The following is a 17107-nucleotide window of genomic DNA, read 5'->3' as shown; positions in this document are numbered from 1 at the left end:
GCCCCTCCCGGCTCAGGGGCGCCAGGCCAGCGGATGCTCGGGGCGCAGTATCCCCTGCTCGTCCCAGTCGTCCCAGCCGGCGAAGGGAATCGGTGACAGCGTCTCGAGCCGGTCGAGGCGTTCCCGCCAGGCGACCTTCTCGGCCTCCAGGCGCTCGCGGAATATCGCCTCCTGCTCGTAGTGCAGGCCGCCGCCCTGGACGCCATAGACCACGAAGGGCGGCAACACCGCCAGGCCCAGGTAGGCCAGCGAGCGGTGAATGGGCCAGAGCAGGCTGGCCATCTCGCCACCGCGGCCCTGGCGGGTGAAGGCCGGCGCCGGCGAGCCGGTGGTCACCGAGCAGAAGGCCCGCTTGCCGCGGAGCCGGCCGCGATCGTAGCGCCGGCTGCCGGAATAGAGGCCGCCATAGACCATGACCCGGTCGAACCAGCCCTTGAGCATGGCCGGCTGGGCATGCCACCACAGCGGGAACTGCAGAATGATCAGCTCGGCGCGCTCCAGGCGTGCGATCTCCCGGGCCACCTCGGCGGGCAACTCCCCGGCCTCATGGGCCCGGCGCTGCTCGGTCAGCGCCGAGAAGGTCGTGGGGTCGGCACGACGTGAGTAGTGCCCGGGCCCTTCCAGCGGATCGAAGCCCTCGGCATAGAGATCCGAGACCTCCACCGCATGCCCCTGGCCCTCCAGGTGCGCCACCGCCGTCGCCTTGAGGGCGCCATTGAAGGAGTGGGGTTCGGGGTGACAGAAAACGATAAGTACCCGCATGATCTAGCTCCCGATCTCGGCGGCACGCCTGTCGTGCCGGTCCTGCAGAGGCTAGGCTGTTCATCCATGACATAACATCCCCTATCGATAACAACGAACCTTGCATGAATGAACAGATAATGCCCTGGGACGACCTTCGCGTGGTCCTGGCCATCGCCGCCGCGGGCTCCCTGGCCGGTGCCGCCCGCCGCCTCGATGCCAGCCATGCCACCCTGTTTCGCCGCCTCAACGCCATCGAGGCGCGCCTGGGCGTGCGCCTCTTCGAGCGCTCCCGGCGCGGCTACGCCCCCACGGCGGCCGGGACCGAGCTCGCCGAGGTGGCCGGACGCATCGCCGGCGAAATCCAGGAGGTCGAGCGGCGCCTGGCAGGACGCGACCTGCAGCTCTCCGGCACCCTGCGGGTGACCACCACCGATACCCTGCTGATGGGCCTGCTGTCGCCGATCTTCGCCGATTTCCGGCGCGCCCATCCGCATATCCAACTGGAGGTCGCCGTCTCCAACCAGCGCTTCGATCTCGCCCGACGCGACGCCGACGTGGCGCTTCGCCCCTCCGCCTCGCCGCCCCAGCACCTGGTGGGCCGCCGGGTCGCCCTGATCGAGCAGGCGATCTATGGCCGGCCCGGCGACGACCCCGCCGAGGCCGACTGGATCGGGCCGGATCGCCACCTGGACTACGATGACCTGGCGGCCTGGCTGGCCGATGCCGGCCTGACGAATCGCTGCCACTACCGCATCGACACCCTGCTGGGCATGCTGGCGGCGGCCCGCGACGGCCTCGGCTGCGCGGTGCTGCCCTGCTACCTGGCCGATGCCGAGCCCGCCCTGCGCCGGCTCGGCGAGCCCATCCCGGCGCTGGCCACCGAGCTCTGGCTGCTGACCCACCCCGACCTGCGGCGGGTGGCGCGGATCCGTGCCTTTATGGCGTTCGTCGCCGCGGCCCTGGAGCGACGGGGCCTAGCCCCGCCCGGTGGCGGCCATGGACCGCGGACAAGGTCCTAGGCGCGATCTATCCTGAGAACGAGCCCCCTCCGGGGCGGCCGGGAGGCGCTAATGACGGAAGCCGAATTTCGTGCCCTGGCCCTGGGCCTGCCCGGGGTCGTGGAACATGCCGAGCAGGATCACCCCGACTATCGAGTCGGCGGCAAGATCTTCGCCCGTTTGGGTTACCCCGAGGCGAGCTGGGCCACCCTGTGGCTTGCCCCCGAGGCCCAGGCCGAGATCGTCGCGGCCAGCCCCGGGGCCTTTCGCCCGGCTCCCGGTGACGCTCCCGGCCAGATCCAGGTGCGCCTGGGCGAGGCGCCCCACCCCCGGGTCCGCGAGGCCCTGGTCGCCGCCTGGCGGGACAAGGCCCCGCGGCGTATCCGCGATCATTTCCGCGATCCGTTTTGAGCGTCAGACGGCCGAGCGGGGGCCGGACGCTGACTGCGATTCTGGTGCCGGCATCCTCGCCCGCGGCCGGTAGAACATCACGGCGTTGCCGACCAGAATCGTCACCAGCCCGATCAGGGCGAGCGGCGTCCAGCGGTAATCCTCGACCAGGGTGGAGATGCCCAGGGCCACCACCGGGAATAGCAGGGTGGCATAGGCCGCCGGGCCGGCGCCGATCCGCCCCACCAGGGCGAAATAGGTGCCGAAGCCGACCACCGAACCGAACACCGCCAGATAGACCAGGGCGCCCAGGTAGCTCGGCGAGGTATCCAGCGTGAAAGGCGTGCCGCTGGCCAGCACCAGCGCCAGCATCAGCAGGGCGCCATAGGCCATGGCGTAGGCGTTGGTGGAGAGCAGGTCCAGGCCGCGGCGCTGGTGGCGCAGGCTGAGCATATTGCCCAGGGAGAAGCCGTAGGTGCCCAGCAGTGCGCAGCCCAGGCCCAGCAGCACCCCCGATCCCAGCGCCTCACGGCGAATTTCCGGCCAGAACAGGCAGAGCATGCCGACCAGGCCCAGGGCGGCCGCCACCAGCAGCCGCGGCGTGATCGCCTGGCGGAAGAAGAGCACGCCATTGGCGGCATTGAACAGCACCGCCATGGAGAACACCACGGCGATCAGGCCGCTGGTGATATAGGCGGCGGCGGTGTAGAAGAAATAGAAATTGAGGCAGAAGACGCACAGGCCCTGCAGGGCGCAGAGCAGGTGATCGCGCGCGCCGAGGCGCCGCAAGCGTCCGCGGAGCGCCAGCCACAGCAACAGCAGGCCGGCGGCCAGGGCGAAACGGTAGAAGACCGACAGCATCACCGGCACCTCCCCCACTTGGAAGGCGATGGCGATCCAGGTGGTGCCCCAGATCAGCACGGTGGCGGCATACAGGATCAGGTTCATGGTGGCGCTCCTTGGGTGACTTCAGGCTCGGAGTCGCCGAGTGTCGCCGAGCCGGGCCTGCCGGGCATTCAGCTTCTTGCGCCGGGTAGCCGATTCTTGCGCTTTTTCTCTGCCTGGGCCTCCAACCGCTTGGCCCGGCGTCGGCGGCTGGCTACCATCGAGAGGCGAGGAGGAGAGGGCCATGCCGTACCACGTATTCGAGAACCTGAGTCAACGCCAAGCCAGCCTGATGCGAGCCACCCGGCTCGACGGCGGCATCGGCCTGGCCCAGTGGCGCAACGACGCCGACCGGATCGCCCTGGAGCAACCCGGCCACCACACCCTAAGCCTCTATGTCGCCGATGGCTACGAGTCCTATCGGCAGACGCCCGGCGGCTGGCGCAACGGCGGCGCCCCCGACCGCTTCTGCCTGATGCCGGCCCAACACGATTCCCTGTGGGATATCCGCGGCCCCCTGGAATTCGCCCACCTCTACTTCACCGATGAGCACCTCAAGGGACTCGCCGAGCGGGTCTGGGACCGGGAAGCCTCCGGGCTGCTGCTGGACGAGTGCACCTTCGCCGAGGACCCGCGCATCGCCAGCCTCTACCGCCACTGGCTACTCGCCCTCGACTGGCAGGAGCCGGCCGACCGCCTGGCCCTGGACAGCGCCATCACCCTGCTGCTGGTGCATCTGCTCGATGCCTACGGCCAGCGCCATCGGCCGCCGCCCCGCCCGCGAGGCGGCCTCGCTCCTCACCGCCTGGGCCAGATACGCGACTATATCGAGGCCCACCTCGACCGGCCGCTGCCCCTCGCCGAGCTGGCCGCCCGGGTCCAGCTCAGCGAGTACCACTTCGCACGCATGTTCAAGCGCAGTCAGGGCCTCACCCCCCACCAGTACGTACTGCAGCGCCGTCTGGCGCGGGCCGAGACGCTGCTGCGCGATACCGCCCTGCCACTGGCCGAGATCGCCCTGGCCTGCGGCTTCAGCTCCTCGAGTCACCTGGCCAGCCGCTTTCGCCGGGCCAGGGGCCTGGCCCCCTCGCAGCTGAGGCAATCAACGAGCCAGGTATCGTGACAATGGATCGTGGAGCTGCTGCGCAGCTTCGCCGGTGACGCCCCGCCACCCATCATAAGATCCGCCAGGTCAATGAACGGGAGCCCCCCCTACGGGACAACACCTGGATGGACGACCGCCGGAAGGACTACCCGGGCAAGGCCGTCGCCCACCTGATGCGCTGATCGCCGCGCAAACGAGCCGAGCGGCAGGCAGGAATGCCGCTCGGCCTCATGGCCAAGCACACGGTGCTCGGCGACTCCCACCGCCGGCCCGTGACGATCGCTCCCTGCCCGGGCCGGCCCTGCCGCGCCGCTTGCCCCATGACGCAAGATGGCTATAATGCGCCGCCCGCGCCAATGGCCATCGAGTCATTGCCAAGCGGGGCGACGGATCGCTCCTCTCCATGTCAGGGACGAACAACGCATGGCGATACGACTGCATCTCTTCGGTGCCTCGGGGTCAGGAACGACGACCCTGGGCGCGGCGCTGGCCAGGCATCTGGATATCCCCTTTCTGGATACCGATGCCTACTATTGGCAGCCCACCGACCCTCCGTTCACCACCAAGCGTGCGCCTGCCGAGCGAATCGCCCTGATCGAGCACGAGATCGCGGACCACGATTCCTGGGTTCTGGCCGGCTCCTTATGCAGTTGGGGCGATCCCTTGCTTCACCATTTCACCCTGGCGATCTTTCTCTCGCTTCCCCATGAGCTGCGCATGCGGCGACTGCTCGACCGTGAGCGGTCGCGCTACGGGGAGCACATCGAGCCGGGCGGTGATATGCATGATGCTCATCGGGAGTTCATGGCGTGGGCCAGGCGCTACGACACCGGCAAGTCACCGCTGCGCAGCCGCGACCTGCATGAACGCTGGCTACGCCGACTCGCGTGCCCCGTCATGCGGCTCGACTCGCAGCAACCGGTAGAGGCCCTCTGCGAGATGGTGCAGGAACGCCTGGCCCAACCAGGGTGACGGGCAGCGCCGCCGTCGTAAGGATCAGAGCGAGCCGGGCTCGCCCGCCTGCCAGGCCTGGAAGAAGTCCATAAAGGCCCGCACCCGCGCCGGCAGGTGGCGTCCCGGCGGATAGACCGCATGCACGCCGCCGCTGGGCAGCGACCAGGCCGGCAGCACCCGCACCAGGCGCCCGGCACGCAGCTCCGCCTCGGCCGAGATATCGGCCATCACCGAGATCCCCCCTCCCGCCACCAGCAGGGCGCTTAGCGCCGCGGTGGAGTTGGCGGCGAGCCGCGCCTTCATCTGCACCCGGCGGCTCTCCTCGCCGCGCCGGAAGGTCCAGGTCAGGGGCGAGGCCAGCGGCGTGAAGGCCACCCAGGCATGTTCGGTCAACGCCTCGGGATCCTCCGGCGTGCCATGCCGCGCCAGGTAATCGGGCGAGGCCACCAGGCACTGCTGGAACGTCCCCAGGGAGCGAGACCGCAACGTGGAATCCTTCAGCCAGCCCAGGCGAAAGGCCAGGTCGATGCCCTCTTCCAGCATGTCGCTGATCCGGTCACCACTGCGCAGCTCGATGCGCAGCGCCGGATGCCGCTGCCCGAACTCGACCACCGCCGGCCCCAGCACCCGGGTCGCGTAGTCTTCCGGGGCGGTCAGGCGCAGCGCGCCGCGCAGCCGATGGCCATCGCCCTCCGCGCTGGCCAACGCCTCCTGCAACCCGGCCAGCAACGGCCGGCACTCGCGATAGAGGGTCTCTCCGGCCTGGGTCGGCTGGACCCGGCGGGTGGTGCGCTGGAACAGCGTCACCCCCAGGCGTTCCTCCAGCTGGCGGATCTGCAGGCTGACCTTGGTCTTGGTGCAGCCCAGCCGGTCCGCCGCGGCGGTGAAGCTGCCCGCCTCCACCAGCGCCAGGAAGAGCGGCAGGCCATTGAGGTCGAGTTCGTCAGGACGGGACATGGGGCCTCACTGTTATCAGATGGATAACAGTAAAATATCAGAACGGCTATTTTTCAAATCAATCAACCCACCCACAATGCGCTCATCTTCCCCCTGAACCAGGAGACACGAGATGAAGATTGCATTGATCGGCGCCAGCGGTTTTATCGGTTCGGCCCTGCTCGACGAGGCCCTCGCCCGCGGCCATGAGGTCAAGGCCCTGGTCACCCGCCCCGAGCGGCTCGCCGCCCGCGATGGCCTCAGCGTCGAGAAGAGCGACGCCCTCGACACCGCCGCCCTCACCGAGCAGCTGCGCGGCGCCGAGGTAGTGCTCAGCGCCTTCAGCGGCCATGCTCAGGCCGACGTCTACGGCTACTACCTGAAAGGCTTCGACGCCATCCTCGCCGCCACCCAGGCCGCCGGCGTGCCGCGCCTGCTGGTGGTCGGCGGCGCGGCCTCCCTGGAGGTGGCACCGGGTCAGCTGTTGCTCGACGCCCCGGGGTTCCCCGATGCCTATCGCGCCACCGCCGAGGGTGCCAAGGCCGCCCTGGAGCGGTTGCGTGCCCAGCAGACCCAGGCCTGGACGATGCTCTCGCCGGCCGCCGAGATCTTCCCCGGCGAGCGCAGCGGCGAGTTCCGCCTGGGCGGCGACGGCCTGCTCAGTGACGCCGAGGGCCAGAGCCGCATCTCGGTGCAGGACTACGCCGTGGCCATGCTCGACGAACTGGAAACGCCCCGCCATCCCGACCAACGCTTCAGCGTCGCCTATTGAGCCGAGACTCCGGCCCGCCGGCGGCGGGCCGACCTTCCGTCACTACAATCGGAGGCGGCATATGGCCTAGGCTGTCGAAATCCCCCTGCCCGGTTCGACTCTAGGGTGTTCCAGCTCAACACCTCACCATGAGAAGGAGCCTTCCATGCTGCTCAATGCTTACCTGATCTTCGACGGCGACTGCCGCGCCGCCTTCGAATTTTACCGGCGCTGCCTCGGCGGCGAGATCGTCGCCATGCACACCTACGGCGAGGCCCCGGCCGAGGAGGCGATGCCCGCCGCGGTTCGCGACAAGATCATGCACGCCCGCCTGGTGGTGGATGGCCAGGTGCTGATGGGGTCGGACAATACTCCCGAGTGCCCGGCCCCCTACGAGGGCATCAAGGGGGTCTCCCTGACCCTCGGCGTCGACACCCCCGAGGAGGCCGAGCGGCGCTTCGACGCCCTGGCCGATAACGGCACGCTGCGGATGCCCCTGCAAGAGACCTTCTGGGCCGAGCGCTTCGGCATGCTGGTCGACCGCTTCGGCGTGGCCTGGATGATCAACTGCGAGAAAGAAGCGCCGCCGTCATAAGCGCAGGCCACGCTCCCCCTCACGCCGTTGCACATGGCGGCGATATTCCCCCGGCGTAAGGCCGGTCACCGCGGTGAAGTCATGAACGAAGTGGGCCTGGTCGCAGTAGCCGGCGGCATAGGCCGCCTCGGTGAGCGCGCCGGGCCCCTCCGCCCGCTTGATCAGCGCCCGCCCCTGGGCGACGCGCACCACCCGGGCGTACTGCTTGGGCGAGAGCCCCAGTTGCCGCCGGAACAGCCGCTGCAGACGGCGCGGGCCAACCGACAGCTCCTCCGCCAGCGCCGTGATACTCCCCTGCCCCCGGTGACGACGTTGCCACTCTAGCGCCGCCCCCAGCAGCGGCGACGGGGCCTCGCTATGCCGCAGCCAGGCGAGGAGGTCACGCTCCAGCAGGGCCGCCCGCGCCGCGAACCCCTCGACCGCCTGCAGCCGCTCATGCAGCGCATCAAGCGCACGGTGACGCAGCGCCTGGGCCGGCAATAGCCCGGCCTCGGCCAGGTACTCCGGCGCCTCTCCCAGCAAGGCGCCACCCCAGCCCGGCAAAAAGCGCACGCCCAGCAGCTCCAGGCCGGCGTTGACCTCCAGCCGGGCGGTACGCAGTGAGGGGCCATCGACCCAGGCTGGGCCGGAGTGCCGTCGGGCATCCCGTCGCGGCGACGTGCCGAAGCTGAAGACCACCCCCAGGCCGCCATCCGGATGCAACAGCTCCACGCCCTCCTCCGGCCCGGGGGCGCCTCCCTTCGCCCACCAGAGGCTCTGCACGACATGGCGCAGGGGACCCCGCGGCCTGAGCTGATGCAGCGTCAGGCCGGTGGCCGGGCGTCGCAAAACTACAATGCCGCGCGCCGTTGCCGGACTAGGGTAGTGGCTGTCACTCATCATCGGAGCCCTCATCATGCGAATGGACTACTTCGCCGCCAACCCGGAGGCCCTCCGGCCGCTGGTCGATATCGAGACCCATCTGGCCAAGGCGGCCCGGCACCGCGACGAACTCGGCGGCGGCCTGCTGACGCTGGTCAAGACGCGTGTCTCTCAGCTCAATGGCTGCGCCTACTGCATCGACAGGCATACCCAGGAGGCGCGACGCGCCGGAGAGAGCGAGCAGCGCCTCTATGCCCTGAGCGCCTGGCGCGAGACGCCCTTCTTCACGCCCCGCGAGCGGGCCGCCCTGGCCTGGGCCGAGGCCCATACGCTGATCGCCGGACGCGGCATCGACGACGCCCTCTTCGACGCCACCCGCGCCCACTTCTCGGAGCCGGCGCTGGTCGACCTGACCCTGGCGATCTGCGCCATCAATGCCTGGAATCGCCTGGCGATCGGCTTCGCGATGGAGGCCGGCAGCTACCGCCCCGACTGACCCCGGCGAAGTCAGCGCCGGTCGATGGCGATCTCGCCGCGCTCTGGTAGCATCTTGCCACCGATGCATGACCGGGAGACGGCATGAAACTGATCCTTAGCCGCAAGGGCTTCGACTCCGCCGCCGGCGGCGTGCCTAGCCCCATCCTGCCGGATGGCCGGCTGCTGGCGCTGCCGATTCCGGATGCCGCCTCGACGATTCGTTATGGCGATATCGCCGTCGATGGCGCCCCGCTGGCGAGCCTGGTCACGCCACTGACCCGCGGCAAGGTCGGGCCCGAGGGCGGCGCCCACCTGGATCCCGACCTGATCGCCGACATGCTACCGCGGGCGCCCGGCTGGCGACCGATCTTCGGCCAGAGCGGCCAGGCCCAGGGCCACCTGCGCAACCAGGGAGTCGGCCCCGGGGACCTGTTCCTGTTCTTCGGCCTCTTCCGGTGGGTCGAGCGCCACGCCACCAGCTGGCGCTGGGTACCCGGCACGCGGCCCTGCCACGCCATCTGGGGCTGGCTGCAGGTCGAGTCGGTGGTAGCGGTGGATCAGGCCAGGGGGGACGACTACGCCTGGGCGCACTATCACCCCCACTTCCGGCGCCGGCCTGATCCCAATAACGTGCTCTATCTGGCCCGCCGGCGCCTCGCCCTGCCGGGCCTCGACGCGGCGCTGCCCGGCGCCGGAACCTTCGCCGGCCTGACACCGGAGCGACGCCTGACGGCCCCCGAGGCGGATCGCGTCTCCCAATGGCGGCTGCCCGCCTGGTGCTATCCGGGCGATGGCCGTCCTCCCCTGAGCTACCACGCCAATCGCCAGCGCTGGCGACAGCACGCCGCCCATACCGAGCTTAGCGCGGCGGCCCGCGGTCAGGAGTTCGTGCTCGACGGCGACGCCTACCCGGAGGCCTGGCCCTGGGCCGGCGAGCTGATCCGAGCCAAAACGACGACACGCCACTCTTAGCCATCCACTCGCGTGGCTAACCAGTGCGGCTCACTCCCGATCCGGGATCAAGCGCCGCCCCAGGCTGACCACCTCGTCCTGGACATAACCCAGGGCACGGTAGAAGGCTAATACCTCGGCATTGCCGGCGCGCACCTGGAGGTTCAGCTTGGCGTAGCCCCGCGCCGCCAGGCGAGTCTCGACCTCCGCCATCAGCCGTCGGCCATGGCCGGCACCACGATGCCCGGGCGCCACCGCCAGGTAGTAGACCCAGCCCCGGTGGCCGTCGTAGCCCGCCATGACGCCGGCCATCACGTCACCCTCGACTCGCCCACCAGGAACAGTTCCGGCTGTTCCGCCAGCTTGCGGGCGATGTCCCGGCGTGGGTCGTTCCAGGGGCGGATCAGGCCACAGGCCTCCCAGAGGCGGATCACCGCCGCCTCGTCCTCGGGACGATAGCCGCGAATCGTCATGCGCCGGCCGCCTGCCCCGAGGGGCTCGCCGTCTCGGCCCAGGCCGCCGCCGTCAGCCGATAGAGTCGCACCTCCCAACCCTGGAAGGCCGTTGACGCCGCGTCCTGGAAACCGACCTTCTCGGCGACCCGCCGCGAGGCCCCGTGCGCCGGCTCGATAATGGCCACTAGCGAGGCCAGCCGATGCGCGGTGAAACCCAGCGCCACCACCCGGCGCGCCGCCTCCGTGGCCAGGCCGCGTCCCCAGAAGCGGGTCGCCAGGCGGTAGCCGAGATGTACCTCCTGAACCCCATCGATGGTGTCATGGCTCAGGCCACAGAAACCCGCCAGCTCCCCGCTGGCCGTGTCGACCAGCGCCCAGGCCGTGCTCGGCATAGGAAGCCCGGCACCCAGCGATAAAACGCCGCGTCTGGGCCTCGTCATGCACGCCGCCCAGCGAATAGCGCATCACCTCAGGGTCGGCGAGGATCGCCGCCAGGGCCGGTACATCGCCGTTATCGAACTCGTGCAGCCGTAGCCGCGGCGTCTGTGCTATCTCCATCACGCTCTCCTTGCGTCGGTGGCTGACCGGGCTACTCCGCTTCCAGGCCGTCGAGCAGCTTGCCGAGCAGCCGGCTCAGGGTCTCCTGCTCCTCGCGGCTCAGGGCGGCGAGCAGGCGCGCCTCGTTGGCCACATGCCGGGGGATCAGCCGATTCATCAGCGCGAGTCCCTCGTCCGTCAGCGAGACCAGCACGCCGCGGCGATCCTCGGGGTTGGGCGAGCGCCGAATCCAGCCCGCCCGCTCCAGGCGGTCCAGGCGATTGGTCATGCCCCCCGAGGAGATCATCAGCGCCTCGAACAACTGGGTCGGCGTCAGCGCATAGGGGGCCCCGGCGCGGCGCAGCGAGGCCAGCACATCGAACTCCCCCGCCTGCAGATCATGCTCCTTGAAGAAGGCGTTCAGCCGCCCCTGGGTGATCAACTGGCTGGTCTTTAGATAGCCCACCACCTCCATGGGCAAGAGGTCCAGCTCGGGCAGTTCACGCTGCCACTGGTTTACCGCCTGTGTCACTCGGTTCATCGATCGGCCTCGTCGCGCTTGCCAATTATTAATCTCGATACTAAGATACTTTTCGAAAAGCCACTCGATACAAAGATACTTTATCACGAGCTATAGGAGCCGAATGATGACCAAGGTCACAGCCCAACACAAGGGATCCCCTCGCCCCGGCCTCCGGGCGCTCGGCTGCCTGCTGCTGGTGGGTAGCTGCCTCGCCCTGTCGCTGACGGTCGCCAAGCTGGCCGACGATGCCGGCGCTCCGCGGATTAGTTTCCTGATGGTCGCCATGGCCGGTGCCGGCCTGGTACTGATGGGCCTCGCCGCGTTACGCCGGCGGCCACTGGCCTTCGACCGCCGTGCCCTGGAGTATTCCCTGGTGGCCGGTGCCCTGCTGGCCCTGCCCAATGCGCTGGCCTTCGTGGCCATCCGCCATGTGGGCGCGGGCTTTATCTCGCTGAGTTTCGCCTTCCCGATCCTGATCACCTGGGTGCTGGCCGTCTGCCTGAGGCTCGAGCGCCTGCGGCTGCTGCGCTTGTCGGGGGTGGTACTGGGACTCTGTGGCGGCCTGGTGCTGGCCGCCGCCAAGGCCGGCGGGATGAACGCCGCCCCGGGCTGGGCCCTGCTGGTGATGGCCATGCCACTGGTGATCGCCCTCGGCAATATCTACCGCACCCTGCGCTGGCCCGAGGGCGGCTCGCCGCTCTTCCTGGCGGCACTGATGCTACTGGGCGGCGCCGTCACCCTGCTGCCCCTGTCGCTGGCCCTGGAGCCCGGTCAGTTGCCGGTGCTGTTCAGCCGTGAGGCCGTGACGCAGCTGCTGGCGCTGGAGGCCACGGTCTTCACGGTGCTCTACCTCTTCTATTTCGTGCTACAGAAGCTCGCCGGCCCCGTCTACCTGAGCCAGATCGGCGCCGTGGCGGCCGTGGTGGGCACCCTGATCGCGGTACTGGCCCTCGGCGAGGCTCCGCCTCCTAACCTGGGTCTGGCCGCCCTGCTGGTGATCGTCGGTAGCCTGCTGTTCCAGCGCGGCGCCCGGGCCGCCACCCTCCCGACCGCGACCACCACGACCTGAAGACGCCCGCGTCCCCACACCCTCCCACACGACCCCAAGGAGTGATCATGACCCTTATCGACGCCCTTAACTGGCGCTACGCCGCCAAGCGCATGACCGGTGCCAAGGTTCCCCCCGCCCAGCTCGAACGGATCCTCGAGGCGGTGCGCCTGGCACCCTCCTCCTACGGCCTGCAGCCCTATTCCGTGCTGGTGATCGAGGACCCGGCACTGCGCGAGCGCATCCGTCCGCTGGCCTTCGACCAGCCGCAGATCACCCAGGCCTCGCACCTGCTGGTATTCGCCGCCTGGGCGAGCGTCTCGGCGGCCGAAGTCGACGACTTCCTGCGCCTGACCGCGGCGACGCGGGGCCAGCCCCTCGCCGAGCTGGCGGGATATCGAGAGGCCATCCTCGGCACCGTCCAGGGCTTCCCCACCGAGGAGGCACGTTTCCAGTGGGCCTCCCGCCAGGCCTATCTGGCGCTGGGCACGGCACTGGCGGCGGCGGCCACCGAGCGGGTGGATGCCTCACCCATGGAGGGCTTCGATCCGGCGGCGCTGGATCAGTTACTGGGGCTCGAGGCGCGTGGCCTGCGCAGCACCGCGCTCCTCGCCCTGGGCTACCGCGATAGCGAGGCCGACCGCCACGCCGGCCTGGCCAAGGTGCGCTGGCCCCGGGAGCGGCTGTTTATCCCGCTGCCGGCCGGCTAGCCGATAACGCGGTCCTCTCCGGGCCGAGGACTCGACAAGCGGCCACCGAGCGTCTACCTAGAGGGGTGATCCTTGGATAACCCCGCCCCGGGAGGCCCCATGGCCCAACGCATTACCCCCCAGTTGATGTTCGAGGGCGACGCCGAGGCGGCCATGCGCCGCTATGTGTCGCTCTTCGAGGATGCCGAGATCACCCACCTGGAGCGTTACGGCCCCGGTGAGCCGGGCGCGGAAGGCAGCGTCAAACAGGCCGAGTTCACCCTCGGTGGGCGCCGCTATCGCTGCATCGATAGCCCGGTGTCTCATGCCTTCACCTTTACGCCGTCGATCGCGCTGTGTATCGACTGCGAGGACGCCGCGGAGTTCGAGCGCCTCCATGCGGCGCTCGCCGAGGGTGGCGAGACGCTGATGCCCCCCGACGACTACGGCTTCGGCGCCCGTTTCGCCTGGCTCAACGACCGCTTCGGGGTCTCCTGGCAACTCAACCTGGCCCATGAGGAGGGCACCCCATGACCTCGCCCCTGCCCCCCATCGTCTCCATGGCGGAGTGGCAGACCGCCCTGGACGCCCAGATCGCCCGGGAGAAGGCCCATACCCGGGAGCGCGACCGACTCAGCGCCGCCCGCCGCCGCCTGCCGATGGTCGAGGTGCGCAACGACTACGCCTTCGAGGGGCCCGATGGCCCACTGAGCCTGCTCGACCTCTTCGCGGGGCGTCGCCAGTTGATCGTCTACCATTTCATGTTCGGGCCCGACTGGGAGGCGGGCTGCGATGGCTGCTCCTGGGTGGTCGACGCCATGACCCACCCCGCCCACCTGCATGCCCGGGACACCAGCCTGGTGCTGGCCTCCCGGGCGCCCCTGGAGAAGCTCCAACGCTACCAGGCCCGCATGGGCTGGCGGCATCCGCCCTGGGTCTCCTCCCTGGGCAGCGACTTCAACGTCGATATGGGCGTGACCAGCGAGGACGGCTGCGCCACGGATACCGACCGCGGCGAGCGGCATGGCATCAGCGTCTTCCTGCGCGACGGTGAGCGGGTCTTTCGCAGCTACTTCACCGGCAGGCGCGGCGTCGAGTACCTGGGCAGCCTGTGGAGCTACCTGGACCTGACGCCCTACGGCCGCCAGGAGACCTGGGAGGACTCCCCGGAGGGCTGGCCCCAGACCCCGCCCTACGCCTGGAACCGCCGCCACGACGAGTACGACACTTGAACGAGGCTTAGGCCACCCGCCGTGGCGAAGTGATCTACCCTGAACGGCACCCTGGCCGGATTCCTGGCATGGGTCGTCCCCGAGCGGAGGTAGGCCAGATGCAACCACGTATCACCCTGATCACCCTGGGCGTCGACGACCTGGAACGGGCGCTGCGCTTCTACCGCGATGGCCTCGGCCTGGCAACGCCCGGCATCATGGGAGAGGAGTTCGAGGAGGGCGACGGCGCCGTGGTCTTCTTCGACCTGCAGGGCGGGCTCAAGCTCGGCCTCTGGCCGCGGCGCTGCCTCGCCAATGACGCCAACCTGCCACTGGGGCCGCCGAGCGCCACCGAGCTCAGCCTGGCCCATAACGTCGCCTCCCGGGAGGAGGTCGACGAGGTGATGGCCCAGGCCAGGCAGGCCGGCGCCACCCTCACCAAGCCCGCTTATGAGACCTTCTGGGGCGGCTATGCCGGTTACTTTCAGGACCCCGACGGGCACCTGTGGGAAGTGGCCTGGAATCCGGCCTGGGAAGTCGAGGAATGAGCGCCAAAGGACCCGCAGCCACCCGCCAAACGCCTTCCATGACGGACGCCGAGTCCCTCGCGCGCGCCATCCATGAGCGGGTGATGCTGGTGCCCTACGACCCGGCCTGGCCGGGCCGTTTCGCCGCCGAACGGGCGCGCCTGCTGGGGCGGTTTGCCGACGCCCTGCGCGGGGTGGTGCATATCGGCAGCACCGCGGTGCCCGGCCTGCCCGCCAAGCCGGTCATCGACATCATGGCCGGGGTCGACTCCCTGGCGGTCGCCGACGCGCTGATGGCGCCGCTGCTCGAGGCCGGCTACGTCACCTCCGCCGAGTTCAACGCCGCCCTCACCGACCGCCGCTGGCTGATGCGCCACGCCGCGGGCCACCGTACCCATCACCTGCACCTGGTGGTCCACGACGGCCAGCTGTGGCGGCAACGCCTGGCCTTCCGCGACACCCTGCGCGCCGACCCGGCCCTGGCCGAGCGCTATGCCCTGCTCAAGGCCGAACTGGCCGCCCGCCACCCCGACGACCGGGAGGCCTATACCCGGGCCAAGGGCGAGTTCGTGCGGGCGGTGCTAGCACGAACCTGAGACGTCCCGACCGCGGCGCCGCGCCCCAGGGTGTCATGCCCTCACTGTTGCCATTCGCTGGGTGGTATGCGCCGCAGATGCAGATGGCTGACCAGTCGGATGGTGGGACGGATCAGGAACTGGAAGCTGCCGAGGATGAACATCCACACCGCCAGGGTCTCCTGGCTTGGGTATAGGAAGAGAATGCTGCCGACCAAAAACCAGATGGCAATGCAGAAGTCGTTGGCGATGCTCAACGTCTCGTAACGGCGGCGGATCACCAACTCCTCGTGTCCCAGGCGCAGGGTCAAGGGGTCGTCGAGAGGCGTGCGGGGGGAAGCGGGCGTCGTCATCGGTGCTCCTTTCGGCAGTGGCGAGGGGTCCTTTCCTAGCCTACCAGCCGTTCCCGCGCTCACACATGCTTATCCCGAGGTGTCTCCGCCGCCCCGGCCCGGTCACGCGACTCGGCCAGCGCCAGCCCCGGGCGTCCCGGCGGCGTCAGATAATAGCCCGACAACGGCGACAGGCCGATGCCCTGCTCGGCCGCCCGCCTCACCAGCGCTTGCTCGATGTCCCGGTCGTCGAGCCAGGCCACCAAGTGCATGCCGGCCTGCCCCTCCGACAAGGCGAGCCCCCGTGCCACGGCCGGCGCCAAGGCCCGGCGCAGCAGCGCCTGGCGCTGCCGATAGCAGTCGCGCATGCGCCGCACATGCCGCGAGAAGTGGCCGGCGGCGATAAACTCGGCCAGCGCCGCCTGCACCGCGTACTGGCCCTCGCGATGCAGGCGGGCGTTGGCACGCCGGAAGGGGGCCACCAGGGCCTCGGGCAGCACCAGGTAGCCGAGCCGCAGCCCCGGATAGAGCACCTTGCTGAGGGTGCCGACATAGATCACCCGAGCCGCCTCGGAAAGCCCTTGGAGGGCGGCGATGGGGCGCTGGCCATAGCGAAACTCACTGTCGTAGTCGTCCTCGACGATCCAGGCGCCATGGGTCTCGGCGGCCTCGAGCAGCGCCAGGCGCCGCGGGAGGCTCATGGTCACGCCACTGGGGTACTGATGGGAGGGCGTCACATAGATCAGCCGCGGCGCGGCCTGCCCGGGAGGCACGCGCTTAAGATCCAGGCCCTCGCCATCCACCGGCACCGCTACCATCTCGAGGCCGGCGGCGTCGAAACAGGCCTGGGCGCCACCATAACCAGGCTCCTCCAGCCAGGCGACATCGCCCGGGTCGCTCAGCATCCGGGCGATCAGTTCGAAGCCCTGCTGGGCCCCCTGCACCACCAGCACCTGCTCCGGGCGACAGCGCACCGAGCGCGACAGCCGCAGGTAGTCGCACAGCGCCTCGCGCAGCGCCGTCACCCCACCCTGGGTGCGGTAATCCAGCCACGCCTCGGGGGCATCGCGCTGGTGGCGCTTGAGCAATCGCTGCCAGAGCTCATGGGGAAAGCGGTCGAGGGCCGGCACCCCGGGCGCGAAGGCAGCGTGATGATCGCCCGGTGAGGCACAGAACCTCAGCAGTCGCTCGCCGCGCGCCGACAACGCGGCCTCCGGTGCCTCGCTCGGGGCCGCTTCGGATACCGCCTCTCCGCGGCCGAAGGGCAGGTCGGCGACGAAGGTGCCGGCGCCGGGGCGGGTCTCCAGGAAGCCCTCGGCGACCAGTTGCTCGATGGCCTCCAGCAGCGTGTTGCGCCCCACGCCCAGATCACGGGCCAGGCGCCGCGACGACGGCAGCCGACTGCCGCTGGCCAGGCGCCCCGACTGTATCCAGCCCCGCAGCGCCCGATACAGGCGCCGGGCCAGGGACTGGGAGGACGGCGTCATCAGTTCGATGCCCAGGGCCTCGCCGACCCAGTCAGCGTGCGCGGCGATAACCGGTTCCATGATTTTCCTTATAACT

22 protein-coding genes and 1 pseudogene are annotated in these 17107 nt (G+C 69.6%); 14 read left to right on the top strand and 9 right to left on the bottom strand.

Going from position 1 to position 17107, the window contains the following annotated elements; translation table 11 throughout:
* Nucleotides 1-12: 12 nt before the first annotated feature.
* Nucleotides 13-762, bottom strand: coding sequence for an NAD(P)H-dependent oxidoreductase (locus HPA02_RS06245; RefSeq protein ID WP_146802229.1), 750 nt, complete (start codon nt 760-762; stop codon nt 13-15).
* Between the two features lie 104 nt (nt 763-866).
* On the opposite strand from HPA02_RS06245, the gene HPA02_RS06240 reads away from it, so the two are divergent.
* The gene (locus HPA02_RS06240) at nt 867-1763 is read left to right on the top strand and encodes a LysR family transcriptional regulator (RefSeq protein WP_146802228.1); all 897 of its coding nucleotides are present in this window, start codon (nt 867-869) and stop codon (nt 1761-1763) included.
* Nucleotides 1764-1814: 51 nt separating this feature from the next.
* Nucleotides 1815-2153: an MmcQ/YjbR family DNA-binding protein gene (locus HPA02_RS06235; RefSeq protein WP_146802227.1), complete on the top strand. Its 339-nt coding sequence runs from the start codon at nt 1815-1817 to the stop codon at nt 2151-2153.
* Between the two features lie 3 nt (nt 2154-2156).
* On the opposite strand, the gene HPA02_RS06230 is transcribed toward HPA02_RS06235, so the two are convergent.
* Nucleotides 2157-3080 (bottom strand): DMT family transporter, encoded by a 924-nt coding sequence (locus tag HPA02_RS06230; protein ID WP_146802226.1) that lies wholly within the window; start codon nt 3078-3080, stop codon nt 2157-2159.
* 181 nt (nt 3081-3261) lie between these two features.
* On the opposite strand from HPA02_RS06230, the gene HPA02_RS06225 reads away from it, so the two are divergent.
* On the top strand, nt 3262-4140 hold the full coding sequence (locus HPA02_RS06225; protein ID WP_146802225.1) for a helix-turn-helix domain-containing protein: 879 nt from the start codon (nt 3262-3264) through the stop codon (nt 4138-4140).
* 405 nt (nt 4141-4545) lie between these two features.
* Nucleotides 4546-5094: an AAA family ATPase gene (locus HPA02_RS06215; RefSeq protein WP_146802224.1), complete on the top strand. Its 549-nt coding sequence runs from the start codon at nt 4546-4548 to the stop codon at nt 5092-5094.
* 24 nt (nt 5095-5118) lie between these two features.
* Here HPA02_RS06215 and HPA02_RS06210 read toward each other — a convergent pair whose 3' ends face one another.
* Nucleotides 5119-6033 carry a LysR family transcriptional regulator gene (locus tag HPA02_RS06210; RefSeq protein WP_146802223.1) on the bottom strand — a complete coding sequence of 305 codons (915 nt, stop codon included), beginning with the start codon at nt 6031-6033 and terminating at the stop codon, nt 5119-5121.
* Nucleotides 6034-6145: 112 nt separating this feature from the next.
* Between HPA02_RS06210 and HPA02_RS06205 the strand changes: the two genes are divergently transcribed.
* Nucleotides 6146-6784 carry an NAD(P)-dependent oxidoreductase gene (locus HPA02_RS06205; RefSeq protein WP_146802222.1) on the top strand — a complete coding sequence of 213 codons (639 nt, stop codon included), beginning with the start codon at nt 6146-6148 and terminating at the stop codon, nt 6782-6784.
* A 145-nt stretch (nt 6785-6929) separates the two neighbouring features.
* Nucleotides 6930-7358, top strand: coding sequence for a VOC family protein (locus HPA02_RS06200; RefSeq protein ID WP_146802221.1), 429 nt, complete (start codon nt 6930-6932; stop codon nt 7356-7358).
* Here the strand turns inward: HPA02_RS06200 and HPA02_RS06195 are convergent.
* Complete coding sequence (locus tag HPA02_RS06195) at nt 7353-8237, bottom strand: helix-turn-helix domain-containing protein (RefSeq protein WP_307725127.1); 885 nt, start codon at nt 8235-8237, stop codon at nt 7353-7355. The two genes, HPA02_RS06200 and HPA02_RS06195, sit on opposite strands and share 6 nt — an antisense overlap.
* Nucleotides 8238-8253: 16 nt before the next feature.
* Here HPA02_RS06195 and HPA02_RS06190 point away from each other — a divergent pair, with 16 nt between their 5' ends.
* A complete protein-coding gene (locus HPA02_RS06190) occupies nt 8254-8715 on the top strand; it encodes a carboxymuconolactone decarboxylase family protein (RefSeq protein WP_146802219.1) in 462 nt (153 codons plus the stop codon).
* An 83-nt stretch (nt 8716-8798) separates the two neighbouring features.
* Nucleotides 8799-9668, top strand: coding sequence for an Nmad3 family putative nucleotide modification protein (locus HPA02_RS06185; RefSeq protein ID WP_146802218.1), 870 nt, complete (start codon nt 8799-8801; stop codon nt 9666-9668).
* Between the two features lie 30 nt (nt 9669-9698).
* Here HPA02_RS06185 and HPA02_RS18395 read toward each other — a convergent pair whose 3' ends face one another.
* The 3 genes and pseudogenes from HPA02_RS18395 to HPA02_RS06170 form a co-directional block, all read right to left on the bottom strand.
* Nucleotides 9699-10043, bottom strand: coding sequence for a GNAT family N-acetyltransferase (locus tag HPA02_RS18395; protein ID WP_340162647.1), 345 nt, complete (start codon nt 10041-10043; stop codon nt 9699-9701).
* Nucleotides 10044-10116: 73 nt separating this feature from the next.
* Nucleotides 10117-10660 (bottom strand): annotated as a pseudogene (locus HPA02_RS06175) (GNAT family N-acetyltransferase).
* Between the two features lie 31 nt (nt 10661-10691).
* Complete coding sequence (locus HPA02_RS06170) at nt 10692-11180, bottom strand: MarR family winged helix-turn-helix transcriptional regulator (RefSeq protein WP_146802217.1); 489 nt, start codon at nt 11178-11180, stop codon at nt 10692-10694.
* A 106-nt stretch (nt 11181-11286) separates the two neighbouring features.
* Between HPA02_RS06170 and HPA02_RS06165 the strand changes: the two genes are divergently transcribed.
* The 6 genes from HPA02_RS06165 (at nt 11287) to HPA02_RS06140 (ending at nt 15233) form a co-directional block, all read left to right on the top strand.
* Nucleotides 11287-12231: a DMT family transporter gene (locus HPA02_RS06165; RefSeq protein ID WP_146802216.1), complete on the top strand. Its 945-nt coding sequence runs from the start codon at nt 11287-11289 to the stop codon at nt 12229-12231.
* Nucleotides 12232-12278: 47 nt separating this feature from the next.
* Nucleotides 12279-12920, top strand: a complete 642-nt coding sequence (locus HPA02_RS06160) for a nitroreductase family protein (protein ID WP_146802215.1) — start codon at nt 12279-12281, stop codon at nt 12918-12920.
* A gap of 99 nt (nt 12921-13019) precedes the next feature.
* The gene (locus HPA02_RS06155) at nt 13020-13433 is read left to right on the top strand and encodes a VOC family protein (RefSeq protein ID WP_146802214.1); all 414 of its coding nucleotides are present in this window, start codon (nt 13020-13022) and stop codon (nt 13431-13433) included.
* The gene (locus HPA02_RS06150; protein ID WP_146802213.1) at nt 13430-14131 is read left to right on the top strand and encodes a DUF899 domain-containing protein; all 702 of its coding nucleotides are present in this window, start codon (nt 13430-13432) and stop codon (nt 14129-14131) included. Before HPA02_RS06155 ends, HPA02_RS06150 begins: the two co-directional genes overlap by 4 nt.
* A 98-nt stretch (nt 14132-14229) precedes the next feature.
* Nucleotides 14230-14658 (top strand): VOC family protein, encoded by a 429-nt coding sequence (locus HPA02_RS06145; protein WP_146802212.1) that lies wholly within the window; start codon nt 14230-14232, stop codon nt 14656-14658.
* Nucleotides 14655-15233: a GrpB family protein gene (locus tag HPA02_RS06140; RefSeq protein ID WP_244945868.1), complete on the top strand. Its 579-nt coding sequence runs from the start codon at nt 14655-14657 to the stop codon at nt 15231-15233. The genes HPA02_RS06145 and HPA02_RS06140 overlap by 4 nt, the downstream gene beginning before the upstream one ends.
* 41 nt (nt 15234-15274) lie before the next feature.
* On the opposite strand, the gene HPA02_RS06135 is transcribed toward HPA02_RS06140, so the two are convergent.
* The gene (locus tag HPA02_RS06135) at nt 15275-15565 is read right to left on the bottom strand and encodes a YrhK family protein (protein WP_146802211.1); all 291 of its coding nucleotides are present in this window, start codon (nt 15563-15565) and stop codon (nt 15275-15277) included.
* A 59-nt stretch (nt 15566-15624) separates the two neighbouring features.
* Entirely contained in the window at nt 15625-17091 is a 1467-nt protein-coding gene (gene pdxR, locus HPA02_RS06130; RefSeq protein ID WP_146802210.1) for a MocR-like pyridoxine biosynthesis transcription factor PdxR, read from the bottom strand.
* Nucleotides 17092-17107 lie beyond the last annotated feature (16 nt).

The sequence above is a fragment of the Bisbaumannia pacifica genome, assembly GCF_007989625.1.
Taxonomy (GTDB): domain Bacteria; phylum Pseudomonadota; class Gammaproteobacteria; order Pseudomonadales; family Halomonadaceae; genus Bisbaumannia; species Bisbaumannia pacifica.
Note: the sequence above shows the minus strand (reverse complement) of the source record. Positions and strands in the feature narration are given on the sequence as shown.

What these genes read in the sequence shown, in the direction of transcription:
- HPA02_RS06240 (WP_146802228.1), top strand. Translation starts at nt 867, where the DNA reads ATGAATGAACAGATAATGCCCTGGGACGACCTTCGCGTGGTCCTGGCC.
- HPA02_RS06145 (WP_146802212.1), top strand. Translation starts at nt 14,230, where the DNA reads ATGCAACCACGTATCACCCTGATCACCCTGGGCGTCGACGACCTGGAA.
- HPA02_RS06245 (WP_146802229.1), bottom strand. Translation starts at nt 762, where the DNA reads ATGCGGGTACTTATCGTTTTCTGTCACCCCGAACCCCACTCCTTCAAT.
- HPA02_RS06195 (WP_307725127.1), bottom strand. Translation starts at nt 8,237, where the DNA reads ATGAGTGACAGCCACTACCCTAGTCCGGCAACGGCGCGCGGCATTGTA.
- HPA02_RS06190 (WP_146802219.1), top strand. Translation starts at nt 8,254, where the DNA reads ATGCGAATGGACTACTTCGCCGCCAACCCGGAGGCCCTCCGGCCGCTG.
- HPA02_RS06170 (WP_146802217.1), bottom strand. Translation starts at nt 11,180, where the DNA reads ATGAACCGAGTGACACAGGCGGTAAACCAGTGGCAGCGTGAACTGCCC.
- HPA02_RS06235 (WP_146802227.1), top strand. Translation starts at nt 1,815, where the DNA reads ATGACGGAAGCCGAATTTCGTGCCCTGGCCCTGGGCCTGCCCGGGGTC.
- HPA02_RS06140 (WP_244945868.1), top strand. Translation starts at nt 14,655, where the DNA reads ATGAGCGCCAAAGGACCCGCAGCCACCCGCCAAACGCCTTCCATGACG.
- HPA02_RS06135 (WP_146802211.1), bottom strand. Translation starts at nt 15,565, where the DNA reads ATGACGACGCCCGCTTCCCCCCGCACGCCTCTCGACGACCCCTTGACC.
- HPA02_RS06215 (WP_146802224.1), top strand. Translation starts at nt 4,546, where the DNA reads ATGGCGATACGACTGCATCTCTTCGGTGCCTCGGGGTCAGGAACGACG.
- HPA02_RS06230 (WP_146802226.1), bottom strand. Translation starts at nt 3,080, where the DNA reads ATGAACCTGATCCTGTATGCCGCCACCGTGCTGATCTGGGGCACCACC.
- pdxR (WP_146802210.1), bottom strand. Translation starts at nt 17,091, where the DNA reads ATGGAACCGGTTATCGCCGCGCACGCTGACTGGGTCGGCGAGGCCCTG.
- HPA02_RS06155 (WP_146802214.1), top strand. Translation starts at nt 13,020, where the DNA reads ATGGCCCAACGCATTACCCCCCAGTTGATGTTCGAGGGCGACGCCGAG.
- HPA02_RS06150 (WP_146802213.1), top strand. Translation starts at nt 13,430, where the DNA reads ATGACCTCGCCCCTGCCCCCCATCGTCTCCATGGCGGAGTGGCAGACC.
- HPA02_RS06210 (WP_146802223.1), bottom strand. Translation starts at nt 6,033, where the DNA reads ATGTCCCGTCCTGACGAACTCGACCTCAATGGCCTGCCGCTCTTCCTG.
- HPA02_RS06205 (WP_146802222.1), top strand. Translation starts at nt 6,146, where the DNA reads ATGAAGATTGCATTGATCGGCGCCAGCGGTTTTATCGGTTCGGCCCTG.
- HPA02_RS06225 (WP_146802225.1), top strand. Translation starts at nt 3,262, where the DNA reads ATGCCGTACCACGTATTCGAGAACCTGAGTCAACGCCAAGCCAGCCTG.
- HPA02_RS06185 (WP_146802218.1), top strand. Translation starts at nt 8,799, where the DNA reads ATGAAACTGATCCTTAGCCGCAAGGGCTTCGACTCCGCCGCCGGCGGC.
- HPA02_RS06160 (WP_146802215.1), top strand. Translation starts at nt 12,279, where the DNA reads ATGACCCTTATCGACGCCCTTAACTGGCGCTACGCCGCCAAGCGCATG.
- HPA02_RS06165 (WP_146802216.1), top strand. Translation starts at nt 11,287, where the DNA reads ATGACCAAGGTCACAGCCCAACACAAGGGATCCCCTCGCCCCGGCCTC.
- HPA02_RS06200 (WP_146802221.1), top strand. Translation starts at nt 6,930, where the DNA reads ATGCTGCTCAATGCTTACCTGATCTTCGACGGCGACTGCCGCGCCGCC.